The following is an 18810-nucleotide window of genomic DNA, read 5'->3' as shown; positions in this document are numbered from 1 at the left end:
AGATCGGCCGCGAGCAGGAGTACGTCTCGATGCTCTACGAGCGGCTCGACGGGCTGCGTGAGCAGGCCGCCCAGCGTCTCACCAACGAGCTGCGGGCGACCGGCGGCACCCTGCAGGCCCGCTCCCAGCGCGACAGTTCCGTCCGGATGTACGCCGAGCAGGTCGAGCAGTTCTCCGCGGTGGAGAACGGGCTTTGCTTCGGTCGGCTGGACGACGAGGACGGCGCGCGCCACTACATCGGCCGGATCGGCATCTTCGACACCAGCGGTGACTACGACCCGCTGCTGATGGACTGGCGCGCGCCGGCGGCCCGCGCCTTCTACCTCGCCACCGCCGCCAACCCGCAGGGCGTACGGCGCCGCCGGCACCTGCGGACCCGGCAGCGCAAGGTGACCGGCCTCAACGACGAGGTGCTCGACCTGGCGACCGCGTCGCCCACCGCCCACGAGGAGCTGACCGGCGAGGCGTCGCTGCTCGCCGCGCTCAACGCCGGGCGGACCGGCCGGATGCGCGACATCGTCGAGACCATCCAGGCCGAGCAGGACCAGATCATCCGCGCCGACCTGCCCGGCACGCTGGTCGTCCAGGGTGGCCCGGGCACCGGCAAGACGGCGGTCGCCCTGCACCGGGCCGCGTACCTGCTCTACACCCACCGGCGCGAGCTGGGCAGCCGCGGCGTGCTGCTGGTCGGGCCGAACGCGACGTTCCTGCGCTACATCGGCCAGGTGCTCCCCGCACTGGCCGAGACCGGCGTGCTGCTGCGTACCCAGGCCGACCTCTTCCCCGGGGTGCAGGCCCGGCGGGTCGAGTCCGCTGAGGCCGCCGCGCTCAAGGGCCGCACGGCGATGGTCGACGTGCTGGCCGCCGCGGTCCGGGACCGGCAGCGGGTCCCCGACGCGCCGCTGGAGATCGAGGTGGAGCGCGAGGTGCTGATCCTCGACCCGGAGACCGTCCGGGTGGCCCGGGACCAGGCCCGGCGCACCGGCCGGCCGCACAACCTGGCGCGGGCGCTCTTCGACGTCGAGGTGGTGCACGCGCTGGCCGAGCAGGTGGCCGATCGGATCGGCGCGGACCCGCTCGGCGGGGAGAACCTGCTCGACGAGGCCGACCGCGCCGAGATCCGCCGCGAGCTGCGCGAGGAGCCGGCGGTACGGGCCGCCCTGGATCAGCTCTGGCCGGTGCTCACCCCGCAGCGCCTGCTCGCCGACCTCTACGCCGACCCCGACCGGATCGCCGTCGCCGCGGCCACGCTGAGCGCGCACGAGCGGGCGCTGCTGCACCGCGAACCGGGCGGCTGGACGCCCGCCGACGTGCCGCTGCTGGACGAGGCCGCCGAACTGCTCGGCGAGGACGAGCGCGCCGCCGCCGCCCGCCGGGAACGGATCCGGTCCCTGCAACGCGAGTACGCCGAGGGCGTGCTGGAGATCGCCCGGGGTTCCCGGTCGATCGACGTGGAGGACGAGGCCGACGGCGGCGAGATCCTCGGCGTGACCGACCTGATCGACGCCGACCGGCTGCTGGAGCGGCAGGAGGAGGCGGACCGGCTGACCACCGCCCAGCGGGCGGCGGCCGACCGGACGTGGGCCTTCGGGCACGTCATCGTGGACGAGGCGCAGGAGCTGTCGCCGATGGCCTGGCGGCTGCTGATGCGCCGCTGCCCGAGCCGGTCGATGACCATCGTCGGGGACGTGGCGCAGACCGGCGCGCTGGCGGGCACGCCGTCCTGGCGGGAGGCGCTGGCGCCGTACGTGGCGGACCGGTGGCGGCTGACCGAGCTGACGGTCAGCTACCGCACGCCGGCCGAGATCATGGCGGTCGCCGCCGACCTGCTCACCGAGATCGACCCGACGCTGCGCCCGCCGCGTGCGGTGCGGGAGAGCGGCGTACCGCCGTGGGACCGCGCGGTGGACGCGGGCCGGCTGGCGGCGGAGCTGGTCGACGTCGCGAGCCGGGAGGCCGCCGGGCTCGACGACGGCCGCCTCGGGGTGATCGTCCCGGCCGGACTGGTGGACGACCTCGGCGCGGCGCTCACCGCGGCGCTGCCCGAGGCGGCCGTCGGTGAGCACCCGGAGCTGGAGAGCCGGGTGGTGGTGCTCACCGTGGCCCAGGCCAAGGGGCTGGAGTTCGACTCGGTGCTGGTGATCGACCCGGACCGGATCGTGGCCGAGTCCCCGCGCGGACGCAGCGACCTCTACGTCGCCCTCACCCGCGCCACCCAACGCCTGGGCATCCTCCGGCCCACCCCCTGACCAAAAGCGTCGATCATGAAGTTGTTGTCCACCGACACGGCGTGTCGGGGCAACAACTTCATGATCGACGCGGAGCCCCCCGGGCGCCGGTTCCCCGGGCTCGGGGGCGGGTGGGGCGGGGTCAGTCGTTGATGGACTTGGCGGGGCCGGTGGCGGTGGTGGACTGGTCGCTGGTGGAGCCGCCGGCCGGGGTGCTCATGCCGCCCGTGGTGGCGTCCCCGGTGGTGGTCGGGGCGACCTTGCCCCGATGCCGCTCCGGCTGCCGGGCCACCCGGCGCACGCTGGCCGGCCCGGCGGTGCCGCCGGTGGTGGTGACCGCCCCCTGGCCACCGGTGGGGCCGCCGTCGCGCAGCACGTTCGGGTCGACCCGCACGTGCGCCGGGTCGTCCGGGTCCTCGTCCTGGAGCACCCGCTCAATGTCGGTGGGAGGCAACGTCACCTCGTCCAGCGCGCCCTTGCCGTAGACACCGCCGGCGATCCGGTCCTCGGCCCGCCGGGCGGCGTCCTGTCGCATGTCGTCCTCACGCACGTCAACCACCTCGCAGATACGTCGGTCTGACTGCGTGCCCGCCACCGGACCGGCCAAACACCCGCCGACCAGCGGCCGGGCAGACACCGTCCGCGCCGGTTCACCCGTACGTCTCCCGTTGGCCTCCTTCGCGCCGTTCCCGCTGCCCATGCTGTGCGGCGGACTGGCGGGAGAGGCCCGCCGGAGGAGGAGTGACAGCGTGCGCACAGTACGCCGTATCGCGGTCGCGGCCCTGGCCGTCGCTACCGTGACGACCGGGCTCGCCGCGCCCGCCCAGGCGAAGCCACGACCGGACCGGACATTCGACCTTCAGGCCCACCGCGGTGGTCTCGGCCTGCGGGTGGAGAACACCCTCGCCTCGTTCGGCAACGCCCTCCAGCTCGGGGTGAGCACCCTCGAACTGGATGTGCAGATCACCGAGGACGGGCAGGCCGTGGTGACCCACGACCGGAAGATCACCGGCTCGAAGTGCGTCGACACCGCCCCGGTGACCGCCGGCGACCCGGAGTTCCCGTACGTCGGCAAGTACGTCAACACGCTCACCCTGGCCCAGGTGCGCACCCTCGACTGCGGATCGAAGACGCTGTCGGACAAGCCCGGCCAGCTCGCCGTGCCGGGTGCCCGGATGCCGCTGCTGCGCGAGGTCTTCGCGCTGGTCAAGCGCTACCGGGCGGACGACGTGAAGCTCAACGTGGAGACCAAGGTGGAGGCCGGCGCGCCGACCGAGACCGCGCCCCGCGAGCAGTTCGTGCAGGTGACCGCGGCCGAGATCCGGGCCGCCGGCATGCTGAAGCAGGTCAGCATCCAGAGCTTCGACTGGGGCGCGCTGATGCGGATGCGCCAGGTCGAGCCCCGGCTGCCGCTGGTCGCCCTGACCAACTACGACTTCCTGCAGACCGGGCAGGCCGGCGCGTCGCCGTGGCTGGGTGGGCTGGACATCGACGACTTCGGTGGCGACCCGATCCGGGCCATCCGCACGTTCGGCGCCACCGCCTTCTCCCCCGTGCACGGCAACCCGCAGAACGGCGCCGTCACCGACCCGGGCTACAAGCCGTACGTGACGCGGGAGATGGTGACGCACGCGCACCGCTACGGCATCAAGGTGATCCCGTGGACGGTCGACGACGTGCCGACCATGGCCAAGCTGATCGACGACGGCGTGGACGGGATGATCACCGACTACCCGGACCGGCTGCGCGGCCTGCTCGAGCAGCGCGGCTACCGGCTGCCCAAGGGGTACGCCTCGCCGTTCGACATCCAGGCGCACCGCGGTGGTCGGGCGACCCGGCCGGAGAACACCCTGCCCGCCTTCGCGAACGCGCTGGCGAACCCGGCGATCTCCACCCTGGAGCTGGACACCGGCGTCACCGAGGACGGCAAGCTGGTCGTCCTGCACGACCGGGCCATCAACGGCTCGCACTGCATCGACACCGCCCCGGCCCGCCCCGGTGACCCGGAGTTCCCGTACGTGGGCAAGCTGGTGCACGAGCTGACCCTCAAGCAGATCAAGACCATCGACTGCGGGACGAAGACGCTGCCCGAGCTGCCGGCGCAGGTGCCGGCCCCGGGCGCCCGGATCCCCACCCTGGACGAGGTCTTCGCCCTGGTGCGCGGCAGCGGCCGGGACGACGTCCGGATGAACATCGAGACGAAGCTCAGCCCGCTGGTGAACGACACCGAGCCGTACCGCAGCTTCACCCGCAAGCTGGTCACGGCGATCGAGCGGGCAGGCTTCACCAGCCGGGCCACCATCCAGTCCTTCGACTGGCGGACCATCACCTACGCCCACCAGCTCGACAAGCGGATCGGCACGGTCGCGCTGGTCTGGCAGTACGGCCCGGCCGAGTGCGCCAGCCTCGCCGACGAGTGCTCGCTCCAGGCGGTCTACGGCGACCGGTCGGTCAAGAGCCCGTGGACCGGTGGGCTGGACTGGTGGAAGTACCGGGACCTGGGCAAGCTGACGCGGGCTGCGGGCGCCGGCACGGTGTCGGCGAACTGGCAGGTGCACGACCCGGCGCAGGGCACGGTCGCCTCCGCCGACTGGTACCTGCGGGAGAACCCGGCGTACTTCCACGGACCGGACGTCCGGACCCTGCAGGGGCGCGACGGGCTGAAGGTGATCCCGTACACCGTCGACGACGCCGCGGTGATGCAGCGGGTGATCGACCTCGGGGTGGACGGCATGATCACCGACGACCCGGAGCTGCTGGTCGGCGTCGCGGTCCGCAACGGCCTGCGCTGACGCGTACCCCGCCGGTGGCGCCCCCGCACGGGGCGTCACCGGCGGCCCCGCGCGGCGGATTTCCGGCCGCCGGCCGGTGTTACCTCCTCATCGGCCTCGGGTAGTCGGTGGGCGTCCCCGCCGTGAACGCGAACCGTGCCGTGGCCGAAACGCGGTAGCGGGGCGAGGGAATGCAGGTACGACTCATCGCATCCTGAGGAGGACCAGATGAGCACGCAGGCTGCATCCACCAGGCCGATGAACCGGCCCGCCGCCGACATGCAGAATCGCGCGGCGATGCAGGAGACCCCGACCCGTCAGATGCCGGTGATGCAGGACGGGCACCGGGAGCCGATGCCGCAGACCGGTACGGAGACCAAGCAGGCGTTCCTGACGACCGAGTTCTGGGTCTACGCCGTCGCGGTCGCAGCCGTGGTGATCGCCGCCTTCTGGCGCGGTCCGGCCGGCAACGGGCTGAACATCAACAACCCGGTTCAGTCGTGGTGGATCATCGCCGCTCTGACCGCCGGTTACCTGGTCAGTCGAGGACTGTCGAAGGCCGGGTCGCCGAAGCGTTCGCTGAGCGAGCGGCGCCAGGGCCGGCGCTAACGCGCCCACGGTCGGTGGCCTCCGGGACTCGCCCCGGAGGCCACCGACACGTCACTCCTCGAAGCCGCCGAAGTCCCCGCCGAAGTCGCCCTCGAAGGCGTCCTCGATCATTTCCCCGGCGATCATGCCGCCGGCCACGCCGAGCGCCGCACCGGCGACCATGCCGCCCATGCCGGCGCCGCGACCGCGCCCGTGACCGTGGCCCTGGCCGAAGCCCGCGGCGCGCAGGCCACCGTAGTGGGAGGTCGTCTCGCGCAGCCAGCCGTCGACCACCTGCATCCAGTCGACGCGATCGGCGTCGGCATGCGACACGTGGTAGCGGCCGAAGGCGTCGTGGCCGGAGCTGAGGAAGCCGCCGCGCTTGTCGCACTCCAGCACCACGTCCACCCCGCGCTGGCTGGTCACGAAGGTCAGCTCGACCTCACGGACGGCCTGCGCGTACTGCGGCGCGGCGTAGAACTCGATCTCCTGGTAGAACGGCAGCGTCTGCTGCACGCCGTGGATCCGGCCACGCTCCAGGTCGGCGTGCTTGAACCGGAAACCGAGGCGCTGGAACGCGTCCAGGATCCGCTCGTGCACCGGCAACGGGTGCACCGCGACCTGGTCCAGGTCGCTCTTGTCCACCGCCCGGGCGATCGCCAGCTCGGTACGCAGGCCCATCGTCATGCCGCGCAGCCGCTGACCGTAGACGTCGGTGATCGGGGTCTCCCACGGCACCGGCAGCTGGAACGGGATGGCGAGCTGCTGCTTCGGCGCCAGCTGCAACGGGCCGCTGGCCACCATCCGGTGGAACTCCATGATGCCGGCGTACTCGGTGTCGTGCCCCTCGATCTCGACCCGGGTGACGAGGCTGAGCACCACCTGCTCGATGTTCGCCGGTGCATCACCGCCGAGCAGGTTGACCTGCCCGTCGAGGGCGAGGCCGGGTCGGGTGTTCGGGTTGGTGAGCACCGTGTCGACGCTGGGCCCACCCACACCGAACGCGCTCATCATCTTCTTGAAGACCATCGGAACTCCCGTGCGACCGCCGAGGGCTCCACCATGGAGCCGGAGGTTGACTCGACCGCACACTATCGGCTGGCCCTGTGAGGTCGCTGTGAAGCCGCCTCGGCGCGTCTGTCGGGCCCGTCGGGCGTCATCCGCTCCATTTCGCGGATGTCAGGGCCTCCCCGCACACCGCTACCACGTCAGTGGGCGGTCCGCGCGGCGGGCTCGGGGGCCAGGGCGGTCAGCTCGGTGACCTCGGCGTCGGTCAGCCGGATGCGCGCGGAGGCCATGTTCTCCCGCAGGTGGGCGAGGCTCGTCGTGCCCGGGATCGGCAGCATCGCCGGGGACCGGTGCAGCAGCCAGGCCAGCGCGATCTGCTGGGGTGTGGCCTCGTAACGGGCCGCGAGCGGTGCCAGGGTACGGGCGACCTCGTCGGCGTTCTCGCCGCCGTCACGGAGGCTGACCGGGTGCCAGGGGGAGAAGATCGCGCCGGACTGTCCGGCGGCGGCGAGCAGGTCCGCGCCGGTGCGGTTGCCGATGTTGTAGAGCGCGGTCACCACGGCGATGTCGGCGATCGACCGGGCGACCTCGTACTGAGCGGCGGTGACGTTGGAGAGGCCGATGTGGCGGATGTACCCCTCACCCTGCATCTTCTTCAACTCGCCGACCTGGTCCTCGAAGGGCGCGTCGGTGGCGTAGCCACTGTGCAGGTAGTAGAGGTCGAACCGCTCCAGGCCGAGGCGCCGCAGGCTCAGCATGGCTGACTGCCGCAGGTACTTCGGGTTGCCCACCCAGCCGAGGGTGGAGTAGTCGTATCCGCCGCGGACGAAGCCGCCCTTGCTCGCGATGGCCAGCCCCTGCGGGTACGGGTGCAGCGCCTCGCGGATGAGGAGTTCGTTCGTGTGGGGCCCGTAGACGTCGGCGGTGTCGATGAAGTTCACCCCCTCGTCAAGTAGGGCGCGCAGCAGCGCGACGCCGCCGTCGTGGTCCGGGTACGGACCCCACACCTGCTCGCCGGTGAGCTGCATCGCGCCGAAGCCGACCCGGCCGACTTGAAGATCACCGCCGATGGTGATCGTGGGCAGGGAGGGCGTGGACTCGCGTGTCATGGTCATCTCGATTCGGGGCTCGGAGCGAGAAAGGGCTCGCCGCCCGCTGAAGCGTGTTGCTTCGGCCCGGCGACGTAGGTTGACCAGGCCAGAGTCCCCATGACTGCGCCCCCATCCCGACGATGCCCGCTCCGTCCCAGTGGATCAGACGGCCAACCGACCAGGCGGGTGATCGCGCCAGAAGCCTCGCCGTCGACGCCAGACCGCGCCGAGCGCGGGGTCGCCCGTACCCCTGGCGCCCTTCGCTCTGGCGCGGCGCGCGTGAACACCGCCTCGGTGCGGCAGAGCGAAGGGATCCACCAGGGGACGTGGGGTAGGTGGCGGTTATCCGGCCACCTCGGCGCGGAGCTGTTCGGCCACCGCGTCAGGAGACGGCATCGCGGAGACCTCGGCGGCGATCCGGCGCGCCGCGGCGGTGAACTCCGGCTTGTCGAGCAGCCGGCGCAGGGCCGCCGCGATCGCCGCCGGCTCGGCCTGTCCCGGTGCCAGCGCGAGGCCCACCCCGGAGGCGGCCACCCGGTCCGCCTGGATGAACTGGTCGGCGCCCTGCGGCACGACCACCAGTGGGATGCCGCGGGCCAGCGTGCCGAGGGTGGTACCGGCGCCGCCGTGCGTGATGACCGCGGCGACGTTCCCGAGCAGCTGCGCCAGCGGCACGAACGGGCTGAACTCCACCCGGTCCGAGTCGAGCTGGTAGTCCTCCGGCTTGCCGTCCAGGCCGAGCGTGGCCACCACGTCGACGTCGAGGGCGGTCAGGGCGCCCAGCAGCGGGCCGACCACCGCCGGATCGGCGAAGACCGTACCGAAGCTCACCAGCACCCGGGGACGCCCGCCGGTCGAGGCGGTGTCGGCGCCGGCCGGGGCACCGGGCGCCTGGTGTGGTTCCGGGCGCAGCGCGATCCGCTGCACGGCCGGCGGGACGGCGAAGTCCTCGAACTGGAATCCGGGCGGGCAGGTGTCCAGCAGCCACCGGCCGGACGGGGTGCGCTCCGGCGCCGGCAGTCCCCGCTGCTCGTAGCGGGGGCGCACCACCGCGGTCAGCGCGTCGGTGAACTCGGCCGGCACCGACGGCCCGAAGGCGAGGGTGGCCAGCGGCACGCCGAGAACGGCGGCGACCAGCGGGCCCACGAAGTCGACCATCTCGTTGACCACCAGGTCCGGCTGCCAGCGCCTCGCCGCCGCCGTCGCCTCGTCGGCGGTGAGGTCGACCCGGACGCCGGCGAAGAACTCGGCGACCGCCTCCGGCGTGGGTGAGGTCGCGGGGTTGGTGCCCAGCTTGCGCCCCACCTCGGCGAAGAGCACGTCCGGCATGGGTCCGGCCGGCAGCAGTTCGAAGCCTTCGGGCGCGATGAGCGGGGTCATTCCCACGGCGGTGACGACGGCCACGTCGTGGCCCTGGCGCCGGAACGCCCGGGCCAGGGGCAGCAGCGGGAGGAGGTGCCCGAAGGCGGGCGTGGTTGAGAAGAGGACTCGCATGGTCATCAGAATATCCTTCTGATGAGACGCGGCCGTATAGTGCCCTGGTGGCAGCCGCTCAGCCCCGCGCCAGCCGGCGCCAGGAGAGCGCCGAGCAGACCCGACGGTTGATCTTGGAAGCGGCTCAGGACCTCTTCATCACCCAGGGGTACGCGACCACGACGGTCAACGACATCGCCGCCCGCGCCCGGGTGGCCGTGGCGACCGTGTACACCAGCGTCGGCGGCAAGCCGACTGTGCTGCGGGCGCTGATCGACGCGGGGGTGCACGACCCGGAGACCGCCCGGAACGTGGCGGCGATCGCGGTCGCCGCCGAGCCCCGCGAGGTCCTGCGTCTGATCGGCGCCGGCACCCGGTACGGCCACCAGAGCCGTCCGCACACGATCCAGCTGATGCGGGCCGCGCCCGGCATGACGGCGAGCGCGGCGGCGGCGGCCCGCGACGGGGCGGCGGCCTACCGGCAGGCGCTGCGGGTGGGCGCGGCACGGCTGGACGAGCTGTCCGCCCTGCGGCCGGGCCTCACCGTGGAGCAGGCCACCCAGGTGCTCTGGTTCTACTTCGGACTGCACTCCTGGCCGCAACTCGTGGACGAGGGCGGCTGGTCCTACGACGAGGCGGAGCGGTGGCTGGTCGACCGGGCCACCGAGGCACTGCTGCCCCCGGGCTGACCGTCCCGCCGCTGACCGGACGCGCCGAACGACCGGCGGTCAGGTGACCGGACCGGTCAGGAATCGAGAAGCCGCGGTCGCCGAGCCGCAGCTAGCGTGGCCGCCATCGACGTCCCGCCGGCAGGCCGCCGGGGTCCGGGGACGCTCGTCCCAGGAGGAGGTTCCCCGTGAGCTCGAACAAGTGGGTCCGGCAGATTCACCGCTGGCTGGCCATCGCCTTCACGGTGACCGTCATCGTCACCTTCGTCGCCCTGGCACAGGACGAGCCGATCGTCTGGATGTCCTACGTGCCGCTGCTCCCCCTTGCCCTGCTCCTCTTCACCGGCCTGTACCTGTTCGCGCTGCCGTACGCCGCCAAACGGCGGGGAGCCGGGCGGCCGCACTGAGGCTGCGTTCGCGGTCAGGCCGTCAGCCGGCCTCGACGACCACCAGCTCGCCGACCTGCTCGCCGATCGCCGTGCGCGCCTCCGCCGGCAGCCCGACGTCGGTGATCAGCACGTCGGCCGCCTCCAGCGGGGCGATGGTGGCGATCCCGATGGTCTCCCACTTGGTGTGGTCGGCCAGCACCACCAGCCGGCGGGCGGCGCCGATCAGGCACCGGTTGACCCCGGCCTCCAACAGGTTGGGCGTGGTGAAGCCGGTCCGGGGGCTGAGCCCGTGCACGCCGAGGAAGAGCAGGTCGACGTTGAGCGAGCTGATCGCCGCCTCGGCCACCGGCCCGGTGAGCGCGTCCGACGGGGTCCGGATGCCGCCGGTGAGCACCACGGTCTGGTCGGCGCGCGGGTTCTGGTAGAGCGCGTCGGCCACCGGGATCGAGTTGGTCACCACGGTCAGCCCCCGTACGTCGGAGAGCAGCGTGGCCAGCGCGGCGGTGGTGGTTCCGGCGGAGAGCGCGATGGCCATCCCCGGCTCGACCATGGCCGCCGCCCGCTCGGCGATGGACCGCTTCTCCGCCTGCTGGCGGATCGACTTCGCCGCGAACCCGGGCTCCTCGGCCGAACCGGGGCCGGCCAGCGTCGCGCCACCGTGGACCTTGTCCACCAGGCCGCGTTCGGCCAGCACCTCCAGGTCACGCCGGATGGTCATGTCCGACACGCCGAACCGGCTCACCAGGTGGCTCACCCGCACGCCACCGCGCTGCCGGATCAGATCGAGGATGGCGCTCTGCCGCTGCTGGGCGAGCATCTGGTCGACCTCCTTAGACCCGCCGGGTCATCGGCGCCCGGGGCGGCGCGGCGGCGCGTCCTCGTGGACCACCGCCACCTCGCCGGCCGGCACCACCAGCTCACCGTCGCACCGCGCGCCGGTGAGCAGCTCCGTGCCGGCGGCGGGCAGCCGCGCCTCGTCGCTCGTGTGGTTGATGACGAACAGCCAGCCGCGCTCGCCGGCGCGGCGGCGGACCACCTCCACGCCGGGCGGGGCCACCGCGGCCGGTTCGACCCCGGCCTCGGCCACCAGGCGGGCCACCAGGCGGTCGGTCGCCGGCTGGTCCAGCCGGGTGCCGACGTACCAGGCCGCGCCGGCGCCGACCGGATGCCGGGTCACCGCTGCCACCCCGGGCAGCGGCCCGTCGGCGTACGCGGCGAGCACCTCGGCGCCCTCCGGGTACAGCCACTCGGTCCACACGTCGGCGCTGGCGCCGTCGTCGAGCCGGACCTGCTCCCCTTCCCGCAGCGGGAAGAACTCCTCGGTGCGCAGGCCGAGCAGCTCGCGGAACGCCCCCGGGTAGCCGCCGAGCCGGATGTGGTCGTGCTCGTCGACGATGCCGCTGAAGTAGCTGACCAACGCGGTGCCGCCGGCCTCGACGAACCGGCCCAGCGCCGCGGCGTCGGCGTCGCGGACCAGGTAGAGGGTGGGCACCAGGACGAGCCGGTAACCGGTGAGGTCGGTCGAGGGGTGCACGATGTCGGCGGTGATGCCGGCCCGCCAGAGCGATTCGTAGAGCGCCCGCAGCCGGTCGGTGTAGGTGACGTCGGTGCTGGGGTGCGAGTCCAGCTCGACGCCCCACCACGCCTCGTAGTCGAAGAGGATGGCCACCTCGGCGTCCACTCGGCTGCCCCGGACCTCGGCCAACGCGGCCAGGTCGGCGCCGAGCCGGCACACCTCGCGGAACACCTTCGTCTCCGGCCCGGCGTGCGGCACCAGCGCCGAGTGGAACTTCTCCGCTCCCGCGCGGGAGGCCCGCCACTGGAAGAAGAGCACCCCGTCGGCGCCCCGGGCAACGTGCGCCAGGCTGTTGCGGCGCAGCTGCCCGGGGGTCTTGGCGACGTTGCGCGGCTGCCAGTTGACCGCGCTGGTGGAGTGCTCCATCAGCAGCCAGGGCTCGCCCCCGGCGACGCCGCGGGTGTGGTCGGCCGAGAGCGCCAGCCCGACGTGCGCCCGGGGGTCGGCCGCGGTCAGGTAGTGGTCGTTGGCGACCAGGTCCACATCGGCGGCCCAGGAGTGGTAGTCCAGGTACTTGATGCCCGTGCCGATCATGAAGTTCGTGGTGACCGGCTGGCGGACCAGCCCCCGCAGCACGTCGCGCTCGGCGCGCAGCTGGGCGCGCTGTTCGTCCGAGGAGAAGCGCAGGAAGTCGAGCTGCTGGGTGGGGTTGGCGAAGGTCGGCGCGGCGCGGGGCGGGTTGATCTCGGCCCAGTCGCCGTACCGCTGGCTCCAGAAGGCGGTGCCCCAGGCGTCGTTCAACCCGTCCAGGTCGCCGTAGCGCTCACGCAGCCAACCCCGGAACGCTTCGGCGCTGACGTCGCAGTAGCAGTGCACGTTGTGGCAGCCGAGCTCGTTCGAGACGTGCCACATCACCACCGCCGGGTGCTCGGCGTACCGAGCGGCGATCGCCTCGACCAGCGCGAGTGACCGCTCCCGGAAGACCGGCGAGCTGGGGCAGTACGCCTGCCGGCCGCCCGGCCAGAGCACCGTGCCGTCGGCCCGGCGGGGCAGCGTCTCCGGGTGCGCCCGGGCCAGCCACGGCGGCGGGCTGGCGGTCGCGGTGGCCAGGTCGACCGCGATGCCCCCGTCGTGCAGCAGGTCCAGCACCCGGTCCAGCCAGTCGAACTCGTACCGGCCGGGAGTGGGTTCGAGCAGGGCCCAGGAGAAGATCCCGACCGACACCAGGTTGACCCCGGCTCGGCGCATCAGTTCGACGTCCTCGACCCAGGTCTGCTCCGGCCACTGCTCGGGGTTGTAGTCGCCGCCGAAGTAGATCCGGTCGCCCTGCCATCGCCGCATGGCAGCAGAGCGTGCCCCGATCCATCGGTCAAGTCAACAGTTTCCAACATCGATCTGCTTTACAACGTTTACCTCATAACAGCCCCGTCACGACTGGGTTATCGGCGCTTCTCCACCCTCTTGACAGCGCCGCCCGGACGAGTAGCTTGAGGCGCCACTGGCAGTTCGTGTTTGTCAATGTGGATTCACGGTGGATCCCGATGTGCGATCACGAGAGCCGGACCGCCACCCCTGATTGGCCCTTGGGCGCAGCGCACCTCTTCATCCGCAGGAGGAATCATGTCCCGTCCCCGTACCCAAGCCGAGTACCTGGCCAGACTCGTACCGCCCTCCGTCGCCGGCATCAACCGACGCACGCTGCTCACCGCCGCGGCCGGCACGGGCGCCCTGCTCGGCACGGGGCTGCTCGCCGGCTGCGGCGACTCCGACTCCGGGTCCGGAGGGAAGACGGTGTCGGTGGGCTCGAACGCGTCCGACCCGACGCCGAAGGACGTCCTCGCCAAGCTGACGGGGGCCTTCAAGACCTCCTCGGGCCTCGAGGTCGCGATCAACACCGTCGACCACAACACGTTCCAGGAGAACATCAACAACTACCTGCAGGGCAAGCCGGACGACGTCTTCACCTGGTTCGCCGGCTACCGGATGCGTTTCTTCGCCGAACGCGGCCTGGCGGGTGACGTCAGCGACGTCTGGGGCAAGCTCACCGGCTTCTCCGACGCGTTCAAGAAGGCCTCCACCGGGGACGACGGCAAGCAGTACTTCGTGCCGTTCTCCTACTACCCGTGGGCCGTCTTCTACCGCAAGTCGGTCTGGCAGCAGCATGGCTACCAGGTACCGACGACCCTCGACCAGTTCAACACCCTCGGCGCCCAGATGAAGAAGGACGGCCTCAACCCGATCGCCTTCGCCGACAAGGACGGCTGGCCGGCGATGGGCACCTTCGACATCCTCAACCTGCGGATCAACGGCTACCAGTTCCACGTCGACCTGATGGCCGGCAAGGAGGCGTGGACCTCCGACAAGGTGAAGAAGGTCTTCGACACCTGGGCCGGGCTGCTGCCGCTGCACCAGCCGGACAGCCTCGGCCGGACCTGGCAGGAGGCCGCCCAGTCGTTGCAGCAGAAGAAGAGCGGCATGTACCTGCTCGGCCTCTTCGTCGCCCAACAGTTCAACGCGGACGAGCAGGACGACATCGACTTCTTCACGTTCCCCGAGATCGACCCGTCGATCGGGGCCAAGGCCCTGGACGCGCCGATCGACGGTTACATGATGGCCCGCAAGCCGAAGTCCGAGGACAACGCCAAGAAGCTGCTGGAGTACATCGGCGGCGTCGACGCGGGGAACATCGCGGTGAAGACCGATCCCGGCACCCTGGTCGCCAACACCGGCGCGGACACCAGCGGCTACAGCGCGCTGCAGAAGAAGGCGGCCGAACTGGTCGGCTCGGCCACCGAGATCGCCCAGTTCCTCGACCGGGACACCCGCCCGGACTTCGCCTCGACGGTGATCATCCCGGCGCTGCAGCAGTTCATCAAGGACCCGAAGGACATCGACGGTCTCACCAACAGCATCGAGAACCAGAAAAAGTCGATCTTCACCAGCTGACGGCGAGAGGGGGAGGACACCGTGTCCGACCTGCCCCTGATCCAAGCGGATCGCGCCGTACCGCCGCCGGCCGCGACCACCACGGGTGGTCGCCGCCGTCGGCTACGGCTCCTGTCCCGCACCGACCGCGTGGTGATCACGCTGATGGTGCTCGTACCGCTGCTGCTCGTCACCGCGCTGGTGTGGCTGCCGGCGCTGGCCACCGTGGTGCTCTCCACCACCGACTGGGACGGCATCGGACCACTGTCCGACATCGACTTCGTCGGCGGCCGCAACTACAGCGACGTGGTGAACATCTACCCGCCGTTCGTGCCCGCGGTGCAGCACAACCTGCTCTGGCTCACGGTGCTCTTCCTGGTGGCCACCCCGTTCGGCATGTTCCTGGCCGTGCTGCTGGACAAGGAGCTACGCGGCAGCCGCTTCTACCAGACCGCTCTCTACCTGCCGGTGGTGCTCTCGCTGGCGCTGATCGGCTTCGTCTGGCAGCTGCTCTACTCGCGCGACCAGGGCCTGGTCAACGCGGTGCTCGGCACCAACGTCGACTGGTACGGCGACCCGGGCGTCAACATCTGGGCGGTCATGGTCGCCTCGGGCTGGCGGCACGTCGGCTACATCATGCTGCTCTACCTGGCCGGGCTGAAGGGCGTCGACCCGTCGCTGCGCGAGGCCGCCGCCGTCGACGGCGCCTCGGAGGTGAAGAGCTTCTTCCGGGTGGTCTTCCCGGTGATGCGTCCGATCAACATCATCGTGCTGGTGGTGACGGTGATCGAGTCACTGCGCGCCTTCGACCTGGTCTGGGTGGTGAACAAGGGGCGCAACGGCCTGGAACTGCTCTCCGCGCTGGTCACCCAGAACGTGGTGGGCGAGGCGAGCCGGATCGGTTTCGGCTCGGCGCTGGCGACCATCATGCTCGTCGTGTCGCTGGTCTTCATCACCATCTACCTGGCCACCGTGATGCGGGAGGACCGATGAGCACCGCGACCCTGACCCGGCCGCCGGTCGCCGACGAGGCGCCGCCGCCCCGGCGCCGCCTAACTCCGCAGCGGGTGCTGCTGCACGTCTTCCTCGCCGCAGTCGCGATCGGTTGGCTCTTCCCGATCCTCTGGGCGGTGCTCACCTCGCTGCGCTCCTACGAGTACACCGCCACCAACGGCTACGTCTCGCTCGGCGGCTGGACCCTCGACAACTACGTCACCGCGTGGCAGACCGCCGAGTTCGGCAAGCATTTCCTCAACTCGGTCTACATCACCGTCCCGGCGGTGCTGCTGACCCTCTTCCTGGCCTCCTGCGTGGCGTTCGTCATCGCCCGGTTCAGCTGGAAGCTCAACCTGGTGCTGCTCGGCCTCTTCACCGCGGCCAACCTGCTGCCCCAACAGGCCCTGCTCATCCCGCTGTTCCGGCTCTTCACCCAGGTGCCGCTGCCGGAGTTCATGAGCGACTCGGAGCTGCTCTACGACAGCTACTGGGGACTCATCCTGGTCAACGTCGCGTTCCAGTGCGGCTTCTGCGTCTTCGTGCTCAGCAACTACATGAAGGCGCTGCCGCGCGACCTGTACGAGGCGGCCATGGTCGACGGGGCGAGCATCTGGCGGCAGTACTGGCAGGTGACCATGCCGCTGTGCCGGCCGGCCCTGGCCGCGCTGGCCACGCTCGAGGTCACCTGGATCTACAACGAGTTCTTCTGGGCCACCGTGCTCATGCGCACCGGGGACAAGTTTCCCGTCACCAGCTCGCTGAACAACCTGCGCGGCGAGTTCTTCACCGACAACAACCTGGTCTCGGCGGGCAGCGTGCTCGTCGCGATCCCCACCCTGGTGATCTTCTTTATGCTCCAGCGGCATTTCGTTCGGGGCCTGACCTTGGGAGCCTCCAAAGGATGACGATCCTGCACCTGCGCCGCGCGCGGACCAGCCTGGTGCTCGACGCGCGCGGCCCGGGGCTGCCCCGGGTCGCGCACTGGGGCGGCGACGTCGGCGACCTCGACGACGACGGCCTGCGCCAGCTCACCGACGCGACCGTCCCGCCGGTGGTGCCGAGCAGCTTCGACACACCAACGGCGCTCTCCCTGCTGCCCGAGGCGAGCGCCGGCTGGAGTGGCCGGCCAGCGCTGGCCGGGCACCGCGGACGGGCGGACTGGTCCACCGCGTTCCGGCTCGACGCGCTCGACGTCGACGATTCGGCGACCATCGCCGACCCGACCGACCCGGGCGCGGCGCGGCTCACCGTCCGGGCCGTCGACCCGGACGCCGGGCTGTCGCTCACCGTCGAACTCACCCTCGATCCGACCGGCGTGCTGCTGCTGCGGCACCGGCTGCGCAACGACGGGGACACCCCGTACGAGCTGGGCGAGCTCACCCCGGTGCTGCCGGTGCCGGCGGTCGCCACCGAACTGCTCGACCTCACCGGCCGGTGGTGCCGGGAACGCAGCCCGCAGCGGCACCCCTGGCCGATGGGCGCCTGGGTGCGCGAGGGCCGGCACGGGCGTACCGGTCACGACGCGACCCTGCTGCTGGTCGCCGGCACCGCCGGGTTCGGCTTCCGGCACGGCGAGGTCTGGGCGGTGCACACCGCCTGGAGCGGCGACCACGTCACCTTCGCCGAGCGGCGCCCCACCGGCGAGGCCACCCTCGGCGGCGGCGAACTGCTCACCCCCGGCGAGGTGGTGCTCTCCCCCGGCGAGTCGTACGCCACCCCCCTGCTCTACGCGGTGTGGTCCGACGCCGGATTGGACGGGCTCAGCGACGCCCTGCACACCCAGCTGCGGGCCCGCCCGCAGCATCCGCGCTCACCCCGGCCGGTCACCCTCAACGTCTGGGAGGCGGTCTACTTCGACCACGACCTGGAACGGCTGCGGGCGCTCGCCGACCACGCGGTCGAGGTCGGGGTCGAGCGGTTCGTGCTGGACGACGGCTGGTTCCGGGGCCGGCGGGCGGACACCGCGGGGCTCGGCGACTGGTACGTCGACGACGAGGTCTGGCCGGACGGCCTGCACCCGCTCATCGACCACGTCACCGGCCGCGGCCTGCAGTTCGGGCTCTGGGTCGAGCCGGAGATGGTCAACCCGGACTCGGACCTGTTCCGCGCCCACCCGGAGTGGGTGCTCGCCACCCCGGGGCGGCTGCCGCCACCCTGGCGCAACCAGCAGGTGCTCGACCTGGCCCGCCCCGAGGCGTACGAGCACCTGCTCGGCCGGCTGGACGCGCTGCTCACCGAGCATCCCGGAATCGGCTACCTGAAGTGGGACCACAACCGGGACCTCACCGAGGCCGGCCACCACGGCCGGCCCGGGGTGCACGCGCAGACCGAGGCGATCTACCGGCTCCTGGACGAGCTGCGCCGCCGGCACCCGGGCGTGGAGATCGAGAGCTGCGCCTCCGGGGGCGCCCGGGTCGACCTGGCCATCCTGGCCCGCACCGACCGGGTCTGGGCCAGCGACTGCAACGACGCCCTGGAGCGGCTGGCCATCCAGCGCTGGACCGGGTTGCTGCTCCCGCCCGAGCTGGTCGGCAGCCACATCGGCCCGGAGCGCTCGCACACCACCCACCGGGTGCACGATCTCGGCTTCCGGGCCACCACCGCGCTCTTCGGCCACTACGGCATCGAGTGGGACATCGCCTCGATCAGCCCGGCGGAGCGGGTCGAGCTGGCCTCCTGGGTGGCGCTGCACAAGCGGCTCCGGCCGTTGCTGCACACCGGCCGGACGGTGCGGGTGGACCACCCCGACCCGGCCGTTTGGGCGCACGGCGTGGTCGCCCACGACGGCTCCGCGGCGGTGTACGCGGTCAGCCGGCTGGCCACCTCGGTGACCCAGGTCCCGGGGGCGGTCCGGCTGCCCGGCCTGGACCGGCATCGCCGGTACGCGGTCCGCCCGGCCGAGGGCGTACCGGCGCCGGCGACCCTGCAACGGACCGAGCCGGCCTGGCTGCCGTCCGGCGCGACGCTGACCGGGGCGGCACTGGCCACGGTGGGCCTGCAGGTGCCGGCGCTGCACCCCGAGCAGGCGGTGTTGTTCGAGGTCACCGCGGTCGACTGAGATTCGGCAAGATTTTTTGGCCGGACCTGTCGAGAAGAGCGGGGCCTGCTTCTACCTCAGGGTGAGGGCACCGAGAATGAGGTGCGCAGGCGTGAGGAG

15 protein-coding genes are annotated in these 18810 nt (G+C 71.8%); 9 read left to right on the top strand and 6 right to left on the bottom strand.

The genetic code is table 11. The annotated features are described in order from the left end of the window. The first annotated feature begins 29 nt into the window (after positions 1–29). The gene (locus ACIBBA_RS17180; RefSeq protein ID WP_396698270.1) at positions 30–2249 is read left to right on the top strand and encodes a HelD family protein; all 2220 of its coding nucleotides are present in this window, start codon (positions 30–32) and stop codon (positions 2247–2249) included. 121 nt (positions 2250–2370) lie between these two features. On the opposite strand, the gene ACIBBA_RS17175 is transcribed toward ACIBBA_RS17180, so the two are convergent. Next, positions 2371–2778, bottom strand: a complete 408-nt coding sequence (locus tag ACIBBA_RS17175) for a hypothetical protein (protein ID WP_396698211.1) — start codon at positions 2776–2778, stop codon at positions 2371–2373. Positions 2779–2977: 199 nt separating this feature from the next. On the opposite strand from ACIBBA_RS17175, the gene ACIBBA_RS17170 reads away from it, so the two are divergent. Beyond that, positions 2978–5020 (top strand): glycerophosphodiester phosphodiesterase family protein, encoded by a 2043-nt coding sequence (locus ACIBBA_RS17170; RefSeq protein ID WP_396698209.1) that lies wholly within the window; start codon positions 2978–2980, stop codon positions 5018–5020. Positions 5021–5227: 207 nt separating this feature from the next. After that, entirely contained in the window at positions 5228–5608 is a 381-nt protein-coding gene (locus ACIBBA_RS17165) for a hypothetical protein (RefSeq protein WP_357053611.1), read from the top strand. Positions 5609–5659: 51 nt separating this feature from the next. On the opposite strand, the gene ACIBBA_RS17160 is transcribed toward ACIBBA_RS17165, so the two are convergent. The 3 genes from ACIBBA_RS17160 to ACIBBA_RS17150 all read right to left on the bottom strand — a co-directional run bounded on the left by ACIBBA_RS17160 (position 5660) and on the right by ACIBBA_RS17150 (position 9186). Then, positions 5660–6616 (bottom strand): sporulation protein, encoded by a 957-nt coding sequence (locus tag ACIBBA_RS17160; protein ID WP_396698207.1) that lies wholly within the window; start codon positions 6614–6616, stop codon positions 5660–5662. Positions 6617–6795: 179 nt separating this feature from the next. After that, complete coding sequence (locus ACIBBA_RS17155; RefSeq protein ID WP_396698205.1) at positions 6796–7704, bottom strand: aldo/keto reductase; 909 nt, start codon at positions 7702–7704, stop codon at positions 6796–6798. A 324-nt stretch (positions 7705–8028) separates the two neighbouring features. Beyond that, on the bottom strand, positions 8029–9186 hold the full coding sequence (locus tag ACIBBA_RS17150) for a glycosyltransferase (RefSeq protein ID WP_396698203.1): 1158 nt from the start codon (positions 9184–9186) through the stop codon (positions 8029–8031). Between the two features lie 41 nt (positions 9187–9227). On the opposite strand from ACIBBA_RS17150, the gene ACIBBA_RS17145 reads away from it, so the two are divergent. Next, positions 9228–9848, top strand: coding sequence for a TetR/AcrR family transcriptional regulator (locus ACIBBA_RS17145; RefSeq protein ID WP_396698201.1), 621 nt, complete (start codon positions 9228–9230; stop codon positions 9846–9848). Positions 9849–10015: 167 nt separating this feature from the next. Further along, positions 10016–10234 carry a hypothetical protein gene (locus ACIBBA_RS17140; RefSeq protein WP_350875367.1) on the top strand — a complete coding sequence of 73 codons (219 nt, stop codon included), beginning with the start codon at positions 10016–10018 and terminating at the stop codon, positions 10232–10234. Positions 10235–10256: 22 nt separating this feature from the next. Here ACIBBA_RS17140 and ACIBBA_RS17135 read toward each other — a convergent pair whose 3' ends face one another. Next, the gene (locus tag ACIBBA_RS17135) at positions 10257–11033 is read right to left on the bottom strand and encodes a DeoR/GlpR family DNA-binding transcription regulator (RefSeq protein WP_396698199.1); all 777 of its coding nucleotides are present in this window, start codon (positions 11031–11033) and stop codon (positions 10257–10259) included. A 27-nt stretch (positions 11034–11060) separates the two neighbouring features. Continuing rightward, positions 11061–13073, bottom strand: a complete 2013-nt coding sequence (locus tag ACIBBA_RS17130) for a beta-galactosidase (RefSeq protein ID WP_396698197.1) — start codon at positions 13071–13073, stop codon at positions 11061–11063. 279 nt (positions 13074–13352) lie between these two features. Between ACIBBA_RS17130 and ACIBBA_RS17125 the strand changes: the two genes are divergently transcribed. From ACIBBA_RS17125 to ACIBBA_RS17110, 4 genes are read left to right on the top strand one after another with little or no spacing between them, the layout of a single operon-like run. Then, on the top strand, positions 13353–14678 hold the full coding sequence (locus tag ACIBBA_RS17125; RefSeq protein ID WP_396698195.1) for an ABC transporter substrate-binding protein: 1326 nt from the start codon (positions 13353–13355) through the stop codon (positions 14676–14678). A 21-nt stretch (positions 14679–14699) separates the two neighbouring features. Beyond that, positions 14700–15650, top strand: coding sequence for a carbohydrate ABC transporter permease (locus ACIBBA_RS17120; protein WP_396698193.1), 951 nt, complete (start codon positions 14700–14702; stop codon positions 15648–15650). Then, positions 15647–16558, top strand: coding sequence for a carbohydrate ABC transporter permease (locus ACIBBA_RS17115; protein WP_396698191.1), 912 nt, complete (start codon positions 15647–15649; stop codon positions 16556–16558). Before ACIBBA_RS17120 ends, ACIBBA_RS17115 begins: the two co-directional genes overlap by 4 nt. Further along, positions 16555–18711 carry an alpha-galactosidase gene (locus tag ACIBBA_RS17110; RefSeq protein WP_396698189.1) on the top strand — a complete coding sequence of 719 codons (2157 nt, stop codon included), beginning with the start codon at positions 16555–16557 and terminating at the stop codon, positions 18709–18711. The genes ACIBBA_RS17115 and ACIBBA_RS17110 overlap by 4 nt, the downstream gene beginning before the upstream one ends. Positions 18712–18810 lie beyond the last annotated feature (99 nt).

The organism is Micromonospora sp. NPDC051006 (assembly GCF_044456245.1).
Taxonomy (GTDB): Bacteria; Actinomycetota; Actinomycetes; order Mycobacteriales; family Micromonosporaceae; genus Micromonospora.
Note: the sequence above shows the minus strand (reverse complement) of the source record. Positions and strands in the feature narration are given on the sequence as shown.

Excerpts from the sequence above, each read along its gene's own strand:
- ACIBBA_RS17180 (WP_396698270.1), top strand. The coding sequence starts at position 30 with ATGCTCTACGAGCGGCTCGACGGGCTGCGTGAGCAGGCCGCCCAGCGT.
- ACIBBA_RS17165 (WP_357053611.1), top strand. The coding sequence starts at position 5,228 with ATGAGCACGCAGGCTGCATCCACCAGGCCGATGAACCGGCCCGCCGCC.
- ACIBBA_RS17160 (WP_396698207.1), bottom strand. The coding sequence starts at position 6,616 with ATGGTCTTCAAGAAGATGATGAGCGCGTTCGGTGTGGGTGGGCCCAGC.
- ACIBBA_RS17155 (WP_396698205.1), bottom strand. The coding sequence starts at position 7,704 with ATGACACGCGAGTCCACGCCCTCCCTGCCCACGATCACCATCGGCGGT.
- ACIBBA_RS17150 (WP_396698203.1), bottom strand. The coding sequence starts at position 9,186 with ATGACCATGCGAGTCCTCTTCTCAACCACGCCCGCCTTCGGGCACCTC.
- ACIBBA_RS17135 (WP_396698199.1), bottom strand. The coding sequence starts at position 11,033 with ATGCTCGCCCAGCAGCGGCAGAGCGCCATCCTCGATCTGATCCGGCAG.
- ACIBBA_RS17130 (WP_396698197.1), bottom strand. The coding sequence starts at position 13,073 with ATGCGGCGATGGCAGGGCGACCGGATCTACTTCGGCGGCGACTACAAC.
- ACIBBA_RS17125 (WP_396698195.1), top strand. The coding sequence starts at position 13,353 with ATGTCCCGTCCCCGTACCCAAGCCGAGTACCTGGCCAGACTCGTACCG.
- ACIBBA_RS17115 (WP_396698191.1), top strand. The coding sequence starts at position 15,647 with ATGAGCACCGCGACCCTGACCCGGCCGCCGGTCGCCGACGAGGCGCCG.
- ACIBBA_RS17110 (WP_396698189.1), top strand. The coding sequence starts at position 16,555 with ATGACGATCCTGCACCTGCGCCGCGCGCGGACCAGCCTGGTGCTCGAC.